18 protein-coding genes are annotated in these 18,905 nt (G+C 72.0%); 5 read left to right on the top strand and 13 right to left on the bottom strand.

Features of this window, described 5'->3' with window-relative positions; genetic code table 11:
* Positions 1-81 precede the first annotated feature (81 nt).
* Together gabT and B086_RS0119085 are read left to right on the top strand one after the other, a co-directional pair.
* Positions 82-1,416, top strand: a complete 1,335-nt coding sequence (gabT, locus tag B086_RS0119090) for a 4-aminobutyrate--2-oxoglutarate transaminase (RefSeq protein WP_018568032.1) — start codon at positions 82-84, stop codon at positions 1,414-1,416.
* 439 nt (positions 1,417-1,855) lie between these two features.
* Positions 1,856-2,488: a phosphatase PAP2 family protein gene (locus B086_RS0119085; protein WP_018568031.1), complete on the top strand. Its 633-nt coding sequence runs from the start codon at positions 1,856-1,858 to the stop codon at positions 2,486-2,488.
* Here the strand turns inward: B086_RS0119085 and B086_RS0119080 are convergent.
* From B086_RS0119080 to B086_RS0119045, 8 genes are all read right to left on the bottom strand, one after another.
* Positions 2,442-4,274 carry a chitinase gene (locus B086_RS0119080; RefSeq protein ID WP_018568030.1) on the bottom strand — a complete coding sequence of 611 codons (1,833 nt, stop codon included), beginning with the start codon at positions 4,272-4,274 and terminating at the stop codon, positions 2,442-2,444. The two genes, B086_RS0119085 and B086_RS0119080, sit on opposite strands and share 47 nt — an antisense overlap.
* A 175-nt stretch (positions 4,275-4,449) precedes the next feature.
* Positions 4,450-4,905, bottom strand: a complete 456-nt coding sequence (locus B086_RS0119075) for a hypothetical protein (RefSeq protein WP_018568029.1) — start codon at positions 4,903-4,905, stop codon at positions 4,450-4,452.
* A gap of 144 nt (positions 4,906-5,049) precedes the next feature.
* The gene (locus B086_RS0119070; protein WP_018568028.1) at positions 5,050-6,468 is read right to left on the bottom strand and encodes an NAD(P)/FAD-dependent oxidoreductase; all 1,419 of its coding nucleotides are present in this window, start codon (positions 6,466-6,468) and stop codon (positions 5,050-5,052) included.
* Positions 6,469-6,574: 106 nt separating this feature from the next.
* Positions 6,575-7,375: an ABC transporter permease gene (locus B086_RS0119065; protein WP_018568027.1), complete on the bottom strand. Its 801-nt coding sequence runs from the start codon at positions 7,373-7,375 to the stop codon at positions 6,575-6,577.
* Positions 7,376-8,305: an ABC transporter permease gene (locus B086_RS0119060; RefSeq protein WP_018568026.1), complete on the bottom strand. Its 930-nt coding sequence runs from the start codon at positions 8,303-8,305 to the stop codon at positions 7,376-7,378.
* A complete protein-coding gene (locus B086_RS0119055) occupies positions 8,305-9,471 on the bottom strand; it encodes an ABC transporter ATP-binding protein (RefSeq protein ID WP_199790766.1) in 1,167 nt (388 codons plus the stop codon). The genes B086_RS0119060 and B086_RS0119055 overlap by 1 nt, the downstream gene beginning before the upstream one ends.
* 5 nt (positions 9,472-9,476) lie before the next feature.
* On the bottom strand, positions 9,477-10,724 hold the full coding sequence (locus tag B086_RS0119050; protein ID WP_018568024.1) for a polyamine ABC transporter substrate-binding protein: 1,248 nt from the start codon (positions 10,722-10,724) through the stop codon (positions 9,477-9,479).
* A 52-nt stretch (positions 10,725-10,776) separates the two neighbouring features.
* Positions 10,777-12,312 carry a gamma-aminobutyraldehyde dehydrogenase gene (locus tag B086_RS0119045; protein WP_018568023.1) on the bottom strand — a complete coding sequence of 512 codons (1,536 nt, stop codon included), beginning with the start codon at positions 12,310-12,312 and terminating at the stop codon, positions 10,777-10,779.
* A gap of 207 nt (positions 12,313-12,519) precedes the next feature.
* Here B086_RS0119045 and B086_RS0119040 point away from each other — a divergent pair, with 207 nt between their 5' ends.
* Positions 12,520-13,086 (top strand): NADAR family protein, encoded by a 567-nt coding sequence (locus B086_RS0119040; RefSeq protein ID WP_018568022.1) that lies wholly within the window; start codon positions 12,520-12,522, stop codon positions 13,084-13,086.
* Between the two features lie 226 nt (positions 13,087-13,312).
* Here the strand turns inward: B086_RS0119040 and B086_RS0119035 are convergent, their stop codons facing one another.
* Both B086_RS0119035 and B086_RS0119030 read right to left on the bottom strand, forming a co-directional pair.
* A complete protein-coding gene (locus tag B086_RS0119035; protein WP_018568021.1) occupies positions 13,313-13,822 on the bottom strand; it encodes a DUF4190 domain-containing protein in 510 nt (169 codons plus the stop codon).
* 150 nt (positions 13,823-13,972) lie between these two features.
* Complete coding sequence (locus B086_RS0119030; protein ID WP_018568020.1) at positions 13,973-14,722, bottom strand: DUF4190 domain-containing protein; 750 nt, start codon at positions 14,720-14,722, stop codon at positions 13,973-13,975.
* Positions 14,723-15,020: 298 nt separating this feature from the next.
* Between B086_RS0119030 and B086_RS0119025 the strand changes: the two genes are divergently transcribed.
* Both B086_RS0119025 and B086_RS0119020 read left to right on the top strand, forming a co-directional pair.
* On the top strand, positions 15,021-16,070 hold the full coding sequence (locus B086_RS0119025) for an adenosine deaminase (RefSeq protein ID WP_018568019.1): 1,050 nt from the start codon (positions 15,021-15,023) through the stop codon (positions 16,068-16,070).
* 17 nt (positions 16,071-16,087) lie between these two features.
* On the top strand, positions 16,088-16,771 hold the full coding sequence (locus B086_RS0119020) for a glycerophosphodiester phosphodiesterase (RefSeq protein ID WP_018568018.1): 684 nt from the start codon (positions 16,088-16,090) through the stop codon (positions 16,769-16,771).
* Between the two features lie 24 nt (positions 16,772-16,795).
* On the opposite strand, the gene B086_RS0119015 is transcribed toward B086_RS0119020, so the two are convergent.
* The 3 genes from B086_RS0119015 to B086_RS0119005 form a co-directional block, all read right to left on the bottom strand.
* Positions 16,796-17,845, bottom strand: coding sequence for a cytochrome P450 (locus tag B086_RS0119015; protein WP_018568017.1), 1,050 nt, complete (start codon positions 17,843-17,845; stop codon positions 16,796-16,798).
* Positions 17,846-18,098: 253 nt separating this feature from the next.
* Complete coding sequence (locus B086_RS44625; RefSeq protein WP_158690402.1) at positions 18,099-18,272, bottom strand: tryptorubin family RiPP precursor; 174 nt, start codon at positions 18,270-18,272, stop codon at positions 18,099-18,101.
* Positions 18,273-18,341: 69 nt separating this feature from the next.
* The gene (locus B086_RS0119005; RefSeq protein ID WP_018568016.1) at positions 18,342-18,863 is read right to left on the bottom strand and encodes a hypothetical protein; all 522 of its coding nucleotides are present in this window, start codon (positions 18,861-18,863) and stop codon (positions 18,342-18,344) included.
* Between the last annotated feature and the right edge of the window lie 42 nt (positions 18,864-18,905).

The raw sequence follows: 18,905 nt of genomic DNA, 5'->3' as shown, positions 1-18,905 counted from the left end.
CCAAGCCCCGAAGCACAGCACCGAGCAGAGCTTCGAGCACAGCCCAAGCCCCCAACGCATGATCTCTTCAGGGAGCCCTCTATGACCGCACTTGAGCAGGAGCGCCGCGTCGTCACCGCCATCCCCGGCCCGAAGTCGCAGGAGTTGCAGGCCCGCCGTACCGCCGCGGTCGCGCAGGGCGTGGGCTCCACGCTGCCGGTCTTCGTCACGCGCGCCGGCGGCGGCATCATCGAGGACGTCGACGGCAACCGCATCATCGACTTCGGCTCCGGTATCGCCGTGACCAGCGTCGGCGCCTCCGCCGAGGCCGTCGTACGCCGGGCCTCCGCGCAGCTCGCCGACTTCACCCACACCTGTTTCATGGTCACGCCGTACGAGAGCTACGTGGCCGTGGCCGAGGCGCTGGCCGAGCTGACGCCGGGCGACCACGCGAAGAAGTCGGCCCTGTTCAACAGCGGCGCCGAGGCCGTCGAGAACGCGGTGAAGATCGCCCGCGCGTACACCAAGCGCCAGGCGGTCGTCGTGTTCGACCACGGCTACCACGGCCGGACCAACCTGACCATGGCGCTGACCGCGAAGAACATGCCGTACAAGCACGGCTTCGGTCCCTTCGCGCCCGAGGTCTACCGCGTCCCGGTCGCCTACGGCTACCGCTGGCCGACCGGCCCGGAGAACGCGGGCCCGGAGGCCGCCGCGCAGGCCATCGACCAGATCAGCAAGCAGGTCGGCGCGGACAACGTGGCCGCGATCATCATCGAGCCGGTGCTCGGTGAGGGCGGCTTCATCGAACCGGCCAAGGGCTTCCTCCCGGCGATCCGCGAGTTCGCCGCCGCCAACGGCATCGTGTTCGTCGCGGACGAGATCCAGTCCGGCTTCTGCCGCACCGGCCAGTGGTTCGCGTGCGAGGACGAGGGCATCGTGCCGGACCTGATCACGACCGCGAAGGGCATCGCGGGCGGCCTTCCGCTGGCCGCCGTCACCGGCCGCGCCGAGATCATGGACGCCGCGCACGCGGGCGGCCTGGGCGGCACCTACGGCGGCAACCCGGTGGCCTGCGCCGGTGCGCTCGGCGCGATCGAGACGATGAAGGAGCTGGACCTCAACGCGCGCGCGAAGCGCATCGAGGAGGTCATGAAGGCCCGTCTCGGCGCCATGCAGGAGAAGTTCGACGTGATCGGCGACGTCCGCGGCCGCGGCGCCATGATCGCCGTCGAGCTGGTCAAGGACCGCGCCACCAAGGAGCCCGCGGCGGAGGTGGCCGCGGCCGTCGCCAAGGCCTGCCACGCCGAGGGCCTGCTGGTCCTGACCTGTGGCACCTACGGCAACGTGCTGCGCTTCCTGCCCCCGCTGGTGATCGGCGAGGACCTGCTGAACGAGGGCCTCGACATCATCGAGCAGGCGTTCGCGCGCATCTGAGCGGCGCATCCGCACCGGTGGGACGACGGGCGGCAGACCGTGTGAAGAAGGTGTGCGAGGTGGATGGCAGCTCATCGATCCGGCTGTCCCCGGTCCCCGCGCTGCCGTAGGTTCTCTTCCAGATGAGAGATACACCCCGCCCACAGGGGACTGTGGGCGACATCAGGCCGTAGCCTCCCCAGCTTCGACCTGGTTCGTGCCTCGCGCACACCACCGGGGCCCTCGGGCTCCGGGTCTCCTCACCGGTCGGACGGTCGCTCGCCCCAAACCCCCCGGGGCGCGCGACGTTCCGGCCGGACGGCCGCACTCGCATGGACGGCCGTCTTCGAAGGGCCGACGCGGAACCCCCCCTCCGCGCCGGCCCTTCGGCATGTCGCGGGTCTGGGAGGCTGTCCCCGTGAGTACGGGTCGAAGAGGTCGGGTGAGTCGGGCGGTCGGAGTGCCGGTCGCCTGGCGCACGGTGCTCGCAGTGTTCGCGGTGCCGGCGATGTTCGTGGTGATCACCTGGCAGGTCGTGGCGCACGGGCCGCTGCTGCGGGCGGACCGGTGGGCCAGCCGGGGCCTGGTGCACCCGGACCGGGCCTCGGAGCTGCTCTCGGACCTCGGGAACGTGCAGGTGGCGGTGCCGGTGCTGCTGGTGGTCGCCGGGTACGCGGCGTGGCGGGGACGCGCCGCCGGGCTGGGGCGCTGGTGGTGGGCGCCGCTGCTGGCGCTGCTGGCGATGGCCGCGGTCCCGGCGCTGCTGGTGCCGCTCAAGGAGTGGACCGCGCGGCCGGGCACCCCCGCCGTGCCGCCGGGGACGGGGTACTTCCCCTCGGGGCACACGGCGACGGCGGTCGTCGCCTACGGGGGTGCGGTGGTGGTGCTGCGGCCGTGGCTGCGAAGCGCGCGGGCCCGGCGACTGGCGGTCGCCGGGGGCGTCGTGCTGGTGCTCGCCGTCTCCTACGGACTGGTCAGGCGCGGCTACCACTGGCCGCTGGACGTGGTGGCCGCCTGGTGCCTGGGGACGGTGCTGCTGGCGGTGCTCAGCCGAAGTACGCGTCGAAGTTCTTCTGGAACTGATAGCCGTTGAAGCGGTCCCAGTTGATCGACCAGGTCATCAGGCCGCGCAGGGCGGGCCAGGTGCCGTGGGTGGCGTAGGAGCCGCAGTTGGTCTTCTTGGTCAGGCAGTCGAGGGTCTTGGTGACCTCGGCGGGGGCGACGTAGCCGTTGCCCGCCTGGGTGGAGGCCGGCATGCCGATGCCGATCTGGTCGGGGCGCAGCGCCGGGAACATGTTGCCGGTGTCGCCGGCGACCGGGAAGCCGGTGAGCAGCATGTCGGTCATGGCGATGTGGAAGTCGGCGCCGCCCATGGAGTGGTACTGGTTGTCCAGGCCCATGATGGAGCCGGAGTTGTAGTCCTGGACGTGCAGCAGGGTCAGGTCGTTGCGCAGGGCGTAGATCACCGGGAGGTAGGCGCCGCAGCGCGGGTCCTGGCCGCCCCACTTGCCGGTGCCGTAGTACTGGTAGCCCATCTGCACGAAGAAGGTCTCCGGGGCCATGGTGAGGACGAACTTGGCGCCGTACTTGGCCTTCAGGGTCTTCACCGCGGAGATCAGGTTGACGATGACCGGCGTCGTCGGGTTCTTGAAGTCGGTGTCACCCGTGTTCAGGGACAGGGAGTGGCCCTCGAAGTCGATGTCGAGGCCGTCGAGGCCGTACTCGTCGATGATCTTCGAGACGGAGGAGACGAAGGTGTCCCGGGCGGCGGCGGTGGTCAGCTGGACCTGGCCGTTCTGGCCGCCGATGGAGATGAGGACCTTCTTGCCGGCGGCCTGCTTGGCCTTGATGGCGGCCTTGAAGTCGGCGTCGCTCTCGACGCCGGGGCACTCGGTGACCGGGCAGCGGTTGAAGCGGATGTCGCCGGAGGTGACCGAGGTGGGTTCGCCGAAGGCCAGGTCGATGATGTCCCAGCTGTCGGGGACGTCGGCCATGCGGGTGTAGCCGGAGCCGTTGGCGAAGCTGGCGTGCAGATAGCCGACGAGGGCGTGGGTGGGCAGGCCGGGGTCGCCGTTGCCGGGGCCGCCCGGGTCGGCGGCGGTGGTCGCGGCGACCGCGGCCGACTTCGCGGACTCGCCCGCGTCGTTCACGGCCGCGACCTGGAAGCTGTACGCGGTGGACGGGTTCAGGCCGGTGACGGTCGCCGTGGTGCCGGTGGCCGTCTGGACCTTGGTGCCGTCGCGGTAGACGGCGTAGCCCGTCGCGCCCGTGGCGGGTGACCAGGACAGGGCCACGCTGGTGGCGGTGACGGCGGTGGCCTTCAGGCCCGCGGGGGTGGCGGGCGGCTGCTGGCCGGGGGTGCCGCCGGGCCCGGTGAGGGAGATGTCGTCGGCGTTGTAGGCGCCGGTGCCGTACCAGCCGTGGGTGTAGATGGTGACCTTGGTGGTGTCGGCGCCGGTGCGGAAGCTCGTGGTGAGCTGCTGCCAGTCGGCGGCGGACTGGGTCCAGGCGTAGGTGTCGGTGGTGCCGGTGCCGCTCGCGCCGAGGTAGACGTAGGAGCCCCGGACGTAACCGGACAGCGTGTACTGGGAGTTCGGCTGGACGGACACCGTCTGGGCGCACTGGGCGTTGTCGCTGCCGGCCGGGGTCGCCTGCAACGCGGCCGTGCCGCTGTGGACGGGGGTGGCCACCGTCTTGCCGGTGGCCGTACAGGTCCAGCCGTCGAGGCCGGACTCGAAGCCGCCGTTGCGCGCGAGGTCCGCGTCGGCCGCACGGGCGGCCGACGAGAGCGCGGTGACGCCGGGCACGGCCAGGAGTGTGGCCGTGAGTCCGGCGAGCAGCCGGCGCGTCGCTGGTCGGTGTCGTCTGTCGCGTTCCACAAGTGCCTCCGGGCAGGGGGAGTTTGGAGGGTGGAGGAGCGCGCCCAATTTGGTCCAGACCAATTGGGTTGTCAAGACCTCTGACGGCCCGCGGCACTCCGGCGCGCGTCCGCGGGCCCGCCGCGCACCGCTCGCGGCACCGCGCCGGACCCGGCCGCGCCCGCGCCGCGGCGCCTCACCGGGTGTCGTCCCCCGTCGCCAGATACGCGGCGGCCTCGTGCATCGCCAGCTCCAGCAGCGCCGGGTCGGTGAGGGTGCCCGAGCCGTCCGGCGGGACCAGCCAGCGCAGCGTCCCGGCGGTCCGGCCGGGGTACGGCACGACGATCCAGGTGCCGGCCCCGGCGCTGCGGACGCCGGTGCCGAGCCAGCGCGCCGCGGTGCCGGGCGGCACGAGGAAGCCCAGGCGCTGGTCGCCGAAGTCGGCCAGCACCGGGCCGAGCTGGTCGAGCACCCGGCTCAGCACGTCGAGCGTCGGATAGCCGAGTTCGCCGGGCAGGAACAGCACGTCCCACGCCTTGCCCGCGGGCAGCAGCGCGACGCCGCGCGGGTTGCGCTCCCACTCCCTGCGGCAGGCCCGGGGGTCCGGTGCGACCGATGCCAGCCACTCGACCGCCGTCTTCGTCCCGGTCATGGAAAGACCTCCCTCTTCGCCGTGGACGCGGGAAGTCGCGTCCACAAGGGAGAGGGAGGTCCCCATCAGGCATTACGCGGGTTCGGGTCCCTCGTTGGAGTGAACCGGGTCACATTCCCGGAAGGGGGTCCCGCGGCCGGTGCGTCAGCTGTCGAAGCCGAGGCCCAGCCGGTCCATCGTGCGCAGCCACAGATTGCGGCGGCCGTCGTGGGCGTCCGCGCGCGCCAGCGACCACTTGGTGAGCGCGATACCGGTCCAGGCCAGCGGTTCGGGCGGGAACGGCAGCGGCTTCCTGCGGACCATCTCCAGCGCGGTGCGCTCGGTGCGCTCGCCGGAGAGCAGGTCGAGCATCACCTCGGCGCCGAACCGGGTCGCGCCCACGCCCAGGCCGGTGTACCCGGCCGCGTACGCCACCTTGCCCTGGTGGGCGGTGCCGAAGAACGCCGAGAAGCGCGAGCAGGTGTCGATGGCCCCGCCCCAGGCGTGGGTGAAGCGGACGCCCTCCAGCTGCGGGAAGCAGGTGAAGAAATGCCCGGCGAGGCGCGCGTAGGTCTCCGGCCGGTCGTCGTACTCGGCGCGCACCCGGCCGCCGTAGGGGTAGACGGCGTCGTAGCCGCCCCACAGGATCCGGTTGTCGGCGGAGAGCCGGAAGTAGTGGAACTGGTTGGCGGAGTCGCCGAGGCCCTGGCGGTTCTTCCAGCCGAGGGAGTCGAGCCGCTCGGCGCTCAGCGGCTCGGTCATCAGGGCGTAGTCGTAGACCGGGACGGTGTAGGGGCGCACCCGCCGGACCAGGCTGGGGAAGACGTTGGTGCCGAGGGCCACCCGGCGGGCCCGGATCCGGCCGTAGGGGGTGGTGACGCTCATGCCGGTGCCGTACGGCCTGAGGGTGAGCGCCGGGGTGTGCTCGTGGACGCGGACGCCGAGCCGCAGGCACGCCTGCTTCAGGCCCCAGGCCAGCTTGGCGGGGTGCAGCATGGCGACGCCCCGGCGGTCCCACAGGCCCGCCTCGAAGGTGGGCGAGGCGACCTCGGCGCGCACCGCGTCCCGGTCGAGCAGTTCGATGCCCTCGGCGAGGCCCTTGTCGGTCAGCTCCGCGTGCCAGTCGCGCAGTTCGCGGGCCTGGTACGGCTCGGTGGCCACGTCGATCTCGCCGGTGCGCTCGAACTCGCAGTCGATGCCGTGGCGGGCGATCGTCTCCTCGATGGCGTCGAGGTTGCGGGCGCCCAGCCGCTCCAGCTCGTGGATCTCGTCCGGCCAGCGGGCGAGGCCGTTGGACAGGCCGTGGGTGAGGGAGGCGGCGCAGAAGCCGCCGTTGCGGCCGGAGGCGGCCCAGCCCACCTCGCGGCCTTCCACGAGCACCACGTCGGCGCCGGGGTCGCGCTCCTTGGCGATCAGCGCGGTCCACAGTCCGCTGTAGCCGCCGCCGACGACCAGCAGGTCGCAGGTGGCCGTGCCGGTCAGGGCGGGCTCGGGGCGGGGGCGGCCGGGGTCGTCCAGCCAGTACGGCGCGGGCTGCGCCTCACGGAGCGAATCGGTCCAGCGGGTCATGGCGCTCGGGGCCATGATTTCAACTCCCTACAGAGTCGTTCGGTGGTGCGGGAAAAGCGGGTGGTGCGGTTCTCCCGGGGAATTCAGGAGAGACGGAGAAGCAGAGAACTCCGGGCGGATGTCATGCCTTGCTCCGGGCGCGGCGGTTTCCGATGACCATGGAGACCAGCACGAACAGTACGGCGAGGACGAACATGGCCGTGCCGATGACATTGATCTGAACGGGTGTGCCGCGCTGTGCCGAGCCCCAGACGAACATGGGGAAGGTGACGGTGGAGCCCGCGTTGAAATTGGTGATGATGAAATCGTCGAAGGAGAGCGCGAAGGCGAGCAGCGCGCCCGCGGCGATTCCGGGTGCCGCGATGGGCAGGGTGACCCGCCAGAACGTCTGGAACGGGCCGGCGTAGAGGTCCTGCGCGGCCTGCTCCAGTCTCGGGTCCATCGACATCACACGGGCCTTGACGGCGGTGACGACGAAGCTGAGGCAGAACATGATGTGGGCGATCAGAATGGTCCAGAAGCCCAGCTGGGCGCCCATGTTGAGGAAGAGGGTGAGCAGCGAGGCGGCCATGACGACCTCGGGCATCGCCATCGGCAGGAAGATCAGCGAGTTGACGGCGCCGCGGGCGCGGAAGCGGTAGCGGACCAGGGCGAAGGCGATCATCGTGCCGAGCGCGGTGGCGCCCAGGGTGGCCCAGACGGCGATCTGGAGGCTGAGCGAGAGCGAGCCGCACATTCCGGCGACGCCGCACGGGTCCTTCCAGGCGTCGGTGGAGAAATGCTGCCATTCGTAGTTGAAGCGGCCCTTGGGTTTGTTGAAGGAGAAGACCGTGACGACGACGTTCGGCAGCAGCAGATAGCCGAGGGTCAGCAGTCCGGCGATGACGACGAGATGGCGCTTGAGCCAGGTGACGAAGGGCATTTAGACGAGATCCTCCGTCCCGGACCTGCGGATGTAGACGGTGACCATGACGAGAATCGCGGCCATGAGGATGAAGGAGAGCGCGGCGGCCGTCGGATAGTCCAGGATCCGCAGGAACTGCGACTGGATGACATTGCCGACCATCCGGGTGTCGGTCGAGCCGAGCAGGTCGGCGTTGACGTAGTCGCCCGCCGCCGGGATGAAGGTCAGCAGGGTGCCGGAGACCACGCCGGGCATGGACAGCGGGAAGGTGACCTTGCGGAAGGTGGTGAAGGGCCGCGCGTACAGGTCGCCGGCCGCCTCGTGCAGCCGTCCGTCGATCCGCTCCAGCGAGGTGTACAGCGGCAGGATCATGAACGGCAGGAAGTTGTACGTCAGTCCGCACACCACCGCGAGCGGGGTGGCGAGCACCCGGTCGCCCGAGGTCCAGCCGAGCCAGTTGGTGACGTCCAGGACGTGCAGCGCGTTGAGGGCGCCGACCACCGGGCCGCCGTCGGCGAGGATGGTCTTCCAGGCCAGGGTGCGGATCAGGAAGCTGGTGAAGAACGGCGCGATCACCAGGATCATGATCAGATTGCGCCAGCGGCCCGCGCGGAACGCGATCAGATAGGCCAGCGGATAGCCGAGCAGCAGGCACAGGACGGTCGCGGCGGCCGCGTAGAGGACCGAGCGCAGGAACTGCGGCCAGTACTCGGACAGGGCGTCCCAGTAGGTCACGAAGTGCCAGGTGACCTTGTAGCCGTGCTCCAGGGAGCCGGTCTGCACCGAGGTGGACGCCTGGTAGATCATCGGCAGGGCGAAGAAGACGACCAGCCACAGGATGCCGGGCAGCAGCAGCCAGTACGGGGTGAGGCGGCCCCTTCTGCGCGGCGGCTTCGCCTCGGGGGCAGTGGGCGCGAGCGGGGGCGGCGCCTCGGTGACGGCGGTCATCAGGCGGCCTCCTCCTCGACCGGTCCGGCGCCCGCGTCGATGTCCTGGGCGGCGTCGAGACCGAAGGTGTGCGCCGGGTTCCAGTGCAGGACGACCTCGGCGCCGGGAGTCAGGCGCGGGTCGCGGTCGATGTTCTGGGCGTAGACCTCGAAGCCGGAGCAGACCGGGCTGTCGATCACGTACTGGGTGGAGACGCCGATGAAGCTGGAGTCGGCTATGCGGCCGGTGATGCGGTTGCGGCCCGCGGGCACGGCGTCCGCGTCGTCGGCGTGGGTGAGGGAGATCTTCTCGGGGCGGACGCCGGCCAGCACCTTGCCGCCGGGGGCGGTCTGGGCCGGACAGCGCGCGCCGGGCAGGGTGAGCCGCCCGCCGCCCGCCCGGAGGACGATCTCGTCGCCGCTCCTGGAGTCGATCTCGGCCTCGATGAAGTTGGAGGTGCCCAGGAAGTTGGCGACGAACGTGGTGCGCGGGTTCTCGTAGAGGTCGGCGGGCGAGCCGAGCTGTTCGACGCGTCCGGCGTTCATCACGGCGACCGTGTCGGCCATGGTCATGGCCTCCTCCTGGTCGTGGGTGACGTGCACGAACGTGATGCCGACCTCGGTCTGGATGCGCTTGAGCTCCAGCTGCATCTGGCGGCGCAGCTTCAGGTCGAGGGCGCCGAGCGGTTCGTCGAGCAGCAGCACCTTGGGGTGGTTGATCAGCGCGCGGGCCACGGCGACGCGCTGCTGCTGGCCGCCGGAGAGCTGGTGCGGCTTCTTGCGGGCCTGCTCGCCGAGCTGGACCAGGTCGAGCATCTCCTCGACCTGCTTCTTGACGCTCTTGATGCCGCGCCGGCGCAGTCCGAAGGCGACGTTCTCGAAGATGTCCAGGTGCGGGAAGAGGGCGTAGGACTGGAAGACCGTGTTCACCGGGCGTTTGTAGGGCGGCAGATGCGTGACGTCCTGGTCGCCGAGGTGGACGGTGCCCCCGGTGGGCTCCTCCAGGCCGGCGATCATGCGCAGGGTGGTGGTCTTGCCGCAGCCCGAGGCGCCGAGCAGGGCGAAGAAGGAGCCCTGCGGGACGGTCAGGTCGAGCGGGTGCACGGCGGTGAAGGAGCCGTAGCGCTTGCTGATCCGGGTCAGCCGGACGTCCCCGCTGGGGTCCGTCGTCTCTGGTGTCGTCTTCATGGTGGTCACGCCCCTGTGAGCTTCGCGAACTTCTCTTCGTAGGCCGCCTCTTCCTTCTCGCCGAGCGCGCGGAAGGCGTGGGACCGGGCCGCCGTGGCCTTGTCGGGAATGATCAGCGGGTTGTCCGCCGCCGCCTCGTCGATCTTGGCGAGGTAGGGCTTCACGCCGTCGACCGGAGTGACGTAGTTGGCGTAGGCGGCGAGCGCGGCGGCCTGTTCGGGCTCGTAGAAGAAGTCGATCAGGCGCTCGGCGTTGGTCTTGTGGCGGGCCTTGTTGGGAATCAGCATGCAGTCGGTGGAGACCATGTAGCCGGCCTCGGGGATGAGGTAGCCGACGTCGGGGTTGTCCGCCTTGAGCTGGACGACGTCGCCGCCCCAGGCGAGGCAGGCGGCGAGGTCGCCCTTGGTGAGGTCGGAGGTGTAGTCGTTGCCGGTGAAGCGGCGGATCTGGCCCTTGTCTACGGCCTTCTGGAGGCGGGCGACGGCCGCGTCGTAGTCGTCGGCGGTGACCTTGGCCGGGTCCTTGCCCATGTCCAGCAGCGTCATGCCCATGCTGTCGCGCATCTCGGACAGGAGGCCGACCCGCCCCTTGAGCCTGGCGTTGTCGAGCAGGTCGGAGACCGAGCGGACCTCGATGCCGTCCAGGGCCTTCTTGTTGTAGGCGATGACGGTGGACACGCCCTGCCAGGGGTAGGAGTAGGCGTGCCCCGGGTCCCACTCCGGGCTGCGGAACTGCTCGGCGAGGCGGGCGAAGGCGTGCGGCAGGTTGGCCGGGTCCAGCTTCTGCACCCAGCCGAGCCGGATCACCCGGGCGGCCAGCCAGTCGGTGAGCACGATGATGTCCCGGCCGGTGTCCTGGCCCGCGGCGAGCTGCGGTTTGATCTTGCCGAAGAACTCGTTGTTGTCGTTGATGTCCTCGGTGTACTTGACCTGGATGCCGGTCCGCCGGGTGAACGCCTCCAGCGTCGGGTGGTGCTTGCCGCTGTCGTCGACGTCGATGTACTCGGGCCAGTTGGAGAAGTTCACGGTCTTCTCCTGCGCCGAGTGGTCCTCGGTCGCGGTGCCGCCCTGGGTCTTGCCGGCCGCGGGGATCCCGCAGGCGCTCAGCGCCCCGAGTGCGCCGGCCGCGAACACACCGCCCGCACCGGCGCGCAGCAGCGAACGGCGGCCGAGGACGGCCCCGCCGCCCCGCCGGCCGCGCCCCGCGGGCTCCGGCCGGGCCGGTGTCGGGCGGTCGGGCTCGTACTGCTCCATGCGCGTGTGCCCTTTCCGGAGGATCCGGCCCGCTGGCGGGCCGGGATTTCGGCTATCGGTCCCCGAACACGGTGCGGTGCCAGTCCTTGCGGACCACCGCGGTGTTGTCGAACATGACGTGCTTGAGCTGGGTGTACTCCTCGAAGGAGTAGGCGGACATGTCCTTGCCGAAGCCGGAGGACTTGTAGCCGCCGTGCGGCATCTCGCTGATGATCGGGATGTGGTCGTTGACCCACACACAGCCCGCCTTGATCTCGCGGGTGGCGCGGTTGGCGCGGTAGACGTCCCGGCTCCAGGCGGAGGCCGCCAGGCCGTACGGGGTGTCGTTGGCCAGCGCGATGCCCTCGTCGTCGGTGTCGAAGGGCAGTACGGCCAGGACCGGGCCGAAGATCTCCGACTGGACGATCTCGCTGTCCTGCGGGGCGTCCGCGATCAGCGTGGGCCGGTAGTAGGCGCCGTCCTTCAGCTCGCCCTGCGGTGCCTCGCCGCCGGTGACCACGCGCGCGTAGGCACGTGCCCGGTCGACGAAACCGGCGACGCGGTCGCGCTGGGCGTGCGAGATCAGCGGGCCCAGGTCGGTCCCGGCGGCGAACGGGTCGCCGAGCCGTACGGTCTCCATGAGGGCGGCCGTGCGCGCCACGAACTCCTCGTAGTGGGCGCGCTGCACGTACGCGCGCGTGGCGGCCGTGCAGTCCTGGCCGGTGTTGATGAGCGCACCGGCGACGGCGCCGTTGACCGCGGCGTCCAGGTCGGCGTCGTCGAAGACGACGAAGGGGGCCTTGCCGCCCAGTTCCAGGTGGAGGCGCTTGACGGTGGCGGTGGCGATCTCGGCGACCCGCCTGCCGACGCCCGTGGAGCCGGTGAAGGAGGTCATGACCACGTCGGGGTGGCCGACCAGGTGCTCGCCGGCCTCCCTGCCGGTGCCGGTGACGATGTTGATCACCCCGTCCGGGATGCCCGCGTCGGTGGCGGCCCGCGCGAACATCAGTGAGGTCAGCGGGGTCAGCTCGGCGGGCTTCAGGACGATGGTGTTGCCCGCGGCGATCGCCGGGAGGATCTTCCAGGCGGCCATCTGGAGGGGGTAGTTCCAGGGCGCGATGGAGCCGACGACGCCGATGGGCTCGCGGCGCACGTAGGAGGTGTGGTCGCCGGAGTACTCGCCCGCCGACCGGCCCTCCAGGTGCCGGGCGGCGCCCGCGAAGAACGCGGTGTTGTCGATGGTGCCCGGCACGTCGAACTCGCGGGTCAGCTTCAGCGGCTTGCCGCACTGGAGGGACTCGGCGCGGGCGAAGTCCTCGGCGCGCTCGGCGAGCACGGCCGCGAAGCGGTGCAGCGCGTCCGCGCGCTCGCCGGGTGCGGCGCCCGCCCAGCCGGGGAAGGCGTCGCGGGCGGCGGCGACCGCGGCGTCGACGTCCTCGGTCCCGGCCAGCGCGTAGGTGAGGACCGCGCCGCCGGTGGCCGGATCCAGCACGGTGTGGGTGTGGCCGGACGTGCCGTGCGCCGGCCGTCCGGCGATGTACTGGGCGCCGTCGGCGAAACGGTCCTGAGCAGGGAATCTGTCCTGCGTGGCGGTGTCCGGGTGGTGCATGTCGCTCTCCTCCGCCGGCGCCGCTGTTCAGCGACGGACGGCGTAGCTCCGGCTCGATTTGAGTGCCGATCCTGACAGAGCACCGGGTCGCCAACAAGTGATTCCGTAGTTGCCTTTTGGTTACGCGACGGAATCTGTCGACCAGGTGTCGAGTCGGCACGGAAAAGGCGGGACGGAGTGTCAGTGGTGCGTGCCACACTCGCGTGCATGGTGGAGATCGGTTCGCGGGAAGCCCTGGTCAGCGCGGTCCGGACGGGGGCGGGAATCAAGTACCTGCACTTCTGGGGACACAGCCCGCGCCCGGACGGCCGGGTCGGTGCGAGCTGCCTCAGCCAGTGGTGGCCGTCGCCGTTCACCGTGGACGGCGTGGCGTACGCGACCGCCGAGCACTGGATGATGGCGGGCAAGGCCCGGCTCTTCGGTGACGCGGAGGGCGAGCGGCGGGTGCTGGCCGCCGGGCATCCCGCGCAGGCGAAGAAGGCCGGGCGGCTGGTGCGCGGCTTCGACGACGCGATATGGGCGCGGGAGCGCTTCGGGATCGTGGTGGAGGGCAGCGTCCACAAGTTCGCCGCCCATCCCGCGCTGCGGGACTTCCTGCTCGCGACGGGCGACCGGGTGCTGGTGGAGGCGTCCCCGGTGGACCGGGTGTGGGGCATCGGTCTCGCCGCGGCCGACGAGGCGGCGTCCGACCCGGAGCGCTGGCGGGGGCCGAACCTGCTGGGCTTCGCACTGATGGAGGCGCGGGAGAGGCTGCGGGCGGGGGCCGGAGCTTAGGTGCCGGGGGGGCTGGACCGGGGCGCCTGGCCGGGCCGGGGCGGAGGCCGGTATCCGGAGCGGGGCGGGCGCGGGTGCGGCCAGCCGGGGCGAGCGTGCGGCGGGCGAGCGCGGGCCCGGTGAGGCGCGGGTGCCGGGCGGGGACGCGGGTGCCGGGGCGGGACCCGGGTGCCGGGGCGGGGCCGGCCGGTCGTGGTGGCCGGCCCGCGCCGTGCGGCGGATGCCGTCAGAAGGTGCTGGCGCCGCCCATGATGCTGGCGAAGATCAGCAGACCCAGCAGCGGCAGGACCACCGTGGCGATGATGCCGCAGACCAGGCCGCCCGTGGCGGCGCCCTTGTTGGTGGCCTCCCCGCGGTTGGCCTTGCCCCGCCCGATGGCGCCGAAGATGATCCCGAGGATGCCCAGGACGATCCCGAAGAACCACAGGAAGAACGTCAGGCTGCACACCACGCCGATGATGCCCAGGACCAGGCCCGTGGTGCCCATGCCGTTGCTCGGCTGCATGGGCATGCCATAACCGGGGGCCTGCGGATAGGCCTGCGGGTAGCCCACCGGCGGCGCGGCCGGGTAGCCCGGGGCCGACTGCGGGTAGCCGTAGTCCGGGTTCGACTGCGGGTAGCCGTATCCCGGCGCGGGCTGCTGCGGGGGCTGGGGCGGCACCACCGGCTGCTGCGGGGGCTGCGGGGGCTGCTGCGGCGGCCCGAAACCATCTGGTGCGGGCTGGGTGTTGGACATGGCTGGATTCCCCTCCGTTGACAGTCAAGGCATCGTAATGCCCTTGATCCACGCGGTGGGCGGGGTCGGCGAAGACCGTCCCGCGACCGAGCCGGACCGGGCCGGGCGCCCCGCCGCGCACCCGGGACCGGATCGCGTCGGGGCCGGGGATCAGCGGTCGGCGAGGACCGTGGCGGTCGGCCGGAGGGCGCCGTCGTAGTAGTACGGGTCCGAGTCGTCGGAGTCGTGGACGGCGACCGAGATGCCGATGATCAGCAGGACGATCACCGCGACGCCGAGGACGATGCCGATGACGCCGGTGACGAACCCGGCCTGGGCCTGGCCGCGGTTGTTCGCCTCGCCCCGGTCGGCCCGGCGGCGCCCCTTGACACCGAAGACCACGGCGAGGATGCCGAGCACCAGCGAGACCACGCCGTAGAGGCAGAACAGGCAGCAGGACAGGATGCCGAGCACCAGCGCGGCGACCCCCAGGCCGTTCTGCGGGGCCGGGTGCACACCGGGCCAGCCGTAGCCCGGGTAGCCGGGGTAGGCGGGCTGGGCCGGGTAGCCGGGGTAGCCGTAGCCGCCGGGGCCGGCGGCGGGCGCGGGACCGGTGGGCGCGACGGGCGGCGGCGGCACGGGGAAGTCACCGGCGGGCGCGGGCGGCACGTCCGCCGGGCCGCCCTGGCCGGGCGGCGGGAAGGCGGGCGGCACGGCGTCCGCCGGAGCGGGCGGCGCGGGCGGCGGGAATCCGGGCGGCGGCATCGCCGCCACGGTGGCCTGGTCGTGCACGGGCGGCGCGGGCGCCGGGGGCTGCTCGGCCTCGGGCGGCCGCTTCTCCAGGGAAGGGCCGCTCTCGGGCGGCGCCCACGGGTTGTCGCCGGATCCGGCGTCGCCGCCCGCCCGTGTCGCGTCCGTCATGCTGTCGAGTCCCCCTCGGTCGATCGTCCCGCCATGCTACGGCCTGCCACCGACAGCCGGTCCGGCGGATCATGCCCGCCCCCGCGCGGCACGCACCACGCGGCTCCGCACGGTCCGGTCCCCGCGCCGCGCCCCGGACCCCACGCCCCGCGCCCCGCGCTCGCCCCGCTCCCCGTCCGGGTCCGCAGGGCACGCCGTCCGCGCGTCCGCCTACGATGGCCGTGCTCATCGATCAGCCGATCACCCGCACCGCGCCCCGCACCGGAGGCCGCCGGTGCCGTTCCCGGGGAGGGACACCTTGACCGACCAGCGCGCACCCCGCGATCCGCACGCGTTCATCGCCGGACTGCCCAAGGCCGAACTGCATGTGCACCACGTCGGCTCCGCCTCCCCGCGGATCGTCTCGGAACTGGCCGCCCGCCACCCCGACTCCGAGGTGCCCACCGACCCCGAGGCGCTGGCCGACTACTTCACGTTCACGGACTTCGCCCACTTCATCCAGGTCTATCTGTCGGTCGTCGACCTGATCCGCACTCCGGAGGACGTCCGGCTGCTCACCTACGAGGTGGCCCGGGACATGGCCCGCCAGCAGGTGCGGTACGCGGAACTGACCATCACGCCGTTCTCGTCCACCCGGCGCGGCATCGACGAGCGGGCCTTCATGGACGCGATCGAGGACGCCCGCAAGGCGGCCGAGGCCGACTTCGGGACCGTGCTGCGCTGGTGCTTCGACATTCCCGGCGAGGCCGGCCTGGTCTCGGCCGACGAGACGCTGCGCCTGGCCACCGACGACCGGCTGCGGCCCGAGGGACTGGTGTCGTTCGGACTCGGCGGGCCCGAGATCGGGGTGCCGCGGCCGCAGTTCAAGCCGTACTTCGACCGGGCCGTCGCCGCCGGGCTGCACTCGGTGCCGCACGCCGGGGAGACCACCGGGCCCGGGACGGTGTGGGACGCCCTGACCGAGCTGCAAGCCGAGCGGATCGGCCACGGCACCAGCGCGGCCCAGGACCCGAAGCTGCTCGCGCACCTGGCCGAGCACCGGATCCCGCTGGAGGTGTGCCCGACCTCCAACATCGCCACCCGGGCGGTGCGCACCCTGGACGAGCACCCGATCAAGGAGTTCGTGCGGGCCGGTGTCCTGGTCACGGTCAACTCCGACGACCCGCCGATGTTCGGCACCGACCTCAACTCCGAGTACGCGGTGGCGGCCCGGCTCCTCGGCCTGGACGAGCGCGGCATCGCGGAGCTGGCCAAGAACGCGGTGCACGCCTCCTTCCTCGACGAGGCGGGCAAGACGCGGATCGCCGAGGAGATCGACGCCTACACCGCGCGGTGGCTCGCGCCCTGACCGGGGACAATGGGGCCATGCAGACCGTGACCGCCGTGGCGCACCGCGGCGACCCCTATCGCTTCCGTGAGAACACCCTCGACTCGCTCCGCTCCGCGCTCGCCCGGGGCGCGGACGCGGTCGAGATCGACGTGCGGCTGACCCGGGACGGCGTGCCCGTGCTGCTGCACGACGAGACGCTGGGTCGGCTGTGGGGGCACGACCGGCCGCTGCGGTCGCTGACCGCGGACGAGGTGCGCGAGCTGACCGGCGGCGGGGTGCCGCCGCTCGCCGACGCGCTCGCGGCGACGGAGGGCGGCCGGGTGATGATCGACCTGCCGGGCGGCCCGAGCGCGCGGGCGGTGGCGCGGATCGTCGGTGCGGTCCGCGACTGCGGGGCCGAGGACCGGGTGTACTACTGCGCGGGCGCCGAGGCGATGCTCGCGGTGCGCGCGGCGGACCCGTCCGCCGAGATCGCCCTGACCTGGACGTCGCTCGCCCCGCCGCGGGCCGGGGTGCTGGAGGCGGTGCGGCCCAGGTGGCTGAACTACCGCTTCGGTCTGGTGGACCGCGAGCTGGTGGAGCGGGTGCACCGCGACGGCCGCCTGGTGTCCGTGTGGACCCCCGACACCCGCCGCAGCCAGCGCAGGCTGCTCGGCATCGGCGTCGACTCGATCACGACCAACCGCGTCGACCTGCTGCGCGGGCCGCGCCGCCGGTGACGGGCGCGGCCCCTGCCGCGGGGGTCAGGACGGCTTGACCAGGCGTACGTCCGCCACGCCCAGCAGTCCCAGCAGCGGTACGTGGCCGGTGTGCTGGGCGGGGTCGACGACGAGGCCGGCGCCGCGCACGAGGTCCAGGAGGAGTTCGGCGAGCGGCATGACCATGTGCCGCCCCCAGCAGCGTTCGGAGGAGTGGCCGAAGGGCAGGTAGCCCGGTGCGGTGTCCGGGTCGAGGGTGTCCCAGCGCTCCGGGCGGAAGGCGTCGGGCTCGTCCCACAGGGCGGGGTCGCGGTGGGAGAGCAGCGGCAGCAGCAGGACGTCGTCGCCCGCGCCGATCCGGTCGTCCAGGGCGGGGTACTCCGGTGAGGCGTTGCGCAGGATGTTCCACGAGGGCGGCAGCAGGCGCAGGGACTCGTGGATGATGTTGCGGTTGGACATGCCCTCGGCGAAGGGGTGGCCGAGCCAGAGGGCGTTGGCCACCAGCGTGGAGATGGTGAAGCACACCGGGGCGGCGGCCCTGCGGTACATGCCCATCGCGTACCGGCGTTCCTGGTAGCCGGTGGCACTCGCGGCCCGCTCCCCCAGCGCGGTGAGCCGGCCGGTGCCGGGGCGCGGCCAGCCGGGGAGCGCGGCGCCGAGCGCGATGACGGACCAGGTGAGCTTGGTGGTCAGTTCGAGGTTGCGGCTCATCAACAGGCGCAGCCGGTAGGGGTCCTGACCGAGGATCAGGTCGCGCAGGAAGAGATGGCCGGTCAGGGGCCAGGGGCCGGTCAGGTCGACGTGTTCGGGCAGCGGCCGCTTCAGGGCCTCGCGGACGTCGCTGCCGATGGTGCGGGTCACCGAGGACGCCTCGGTGCGGGAGATCGACCGGCCGTGCAGCGGCTTGAACGTGGGGCGTTCGGTCTCCGTGGCGCGCCGGGCCGCGAGGATCCGGTCCGCGACCTCGGGTCCGGCGACCCCGACCGTGTCGGGTTCGAGCCGGAAGACGTCCTGGCCCAGGTGGTCGTCGAGGAGGGCGGCCAGCCGGGGGGCGAAGACGGTGGTGCGGGTGCGCGGCACGGACGACAGGGGCATGGGGTTTCTCCGGCGGGAGGGGCGCGGCGGCGGTGCGGACGAAGCCGAAGCGAAGGGGCAGCGAAAGGGCAGCGGAAGGGATGCGGGGGGGCGAAGGGAGGCGAAGAGAGGCGAAGGGGAAACGAAGGAGGCCGGCCGGAGGCCGGGGTCGCCCCCGCCGGGCGGTGGGGCAGCGCGGTCCGGGCGCGCGGGCACAGGCCGCGCGCAGGACAACGATGTCCCGGTTCCGCCCGGCGGGGGCGGGCGGGGCCGGTCAGTACCAGATGTACCAGGCGCTCGCCTTGAGGCTCTTGCGGGCCGAGACCTTGTTGCGGACGGCGAAGAGCAGCTTCATGGCTGACTCCTTCCTGTTGGGCGTGGCACGTGATGCTCCGTGGCCGGGATCCGGAGAGCCCGTGAAGATCACACGCGATGGCTTGGAGAGCATTGCCCAGGATCAGTTACGGATAATCGCTCCTCTGGCCACAGGTTCTTCCGCCGTCCCGCCGACGGGCCGTCAGATGGCCGCTGTTACCGGTGGGTTCACGCTCAGCGACTCCAGGCGCCGGATGCGCCGGCGCACGTCGTACAGCGGGAGGATCCCGAACACGCCGAAGGACATGTCGATCACCGACCACCACAGCGGGATGCCGCGCAGCGGCCCGCAGACCAGGGCCAGCGGGACGATGCCCACGCACGCGATCATCCCGAACTCCACGACCCAGATGTTGCGCACCGGGTCGCGGTAGGGGCCGTAGAAGGCGACCGCGATGACCAGGTGCGCGAAGGCCAGCCAGTCCGTGCCGTACAGCAGGAACGGGTAGTCGGCGTCGGCGGTGTCGAGCCCGCGCCGCACCCGCTCGATCCACTCCATGAGGGCGGGCAGGTGCTCGGGCACGGACAGCGCGCGCAACAGGCTCTCCAGCCCGTGCAGTTCGTGGACGAGCGGGAAGGCCGTGGCCCCGCTGAGGACCAGGCAGACGACGAAGAGAACCAGCCGGACGCGGATGCCCTTGAGCAGGGCGGCTCTGTCGCTCATGGCAGGAGCGTACGCCGCTGTTGAACGCGTTCAAAAAGAGGG

This window comes from Streptomyces sp. PsTaAH-124, from assembly GCF_000373685.1.
Classification (GTDB): domain Bacteria; phylum Actinomycetota; class Actinomycetes; order Streptomycetales; family Streptomycetaceae; genus Streptomyces; species Streptomyces andamanensis.
Note: the sequence above shows the minus strand (reverse complement) of the source record. Positions and strands in the feature narration are given on the sequence as shown.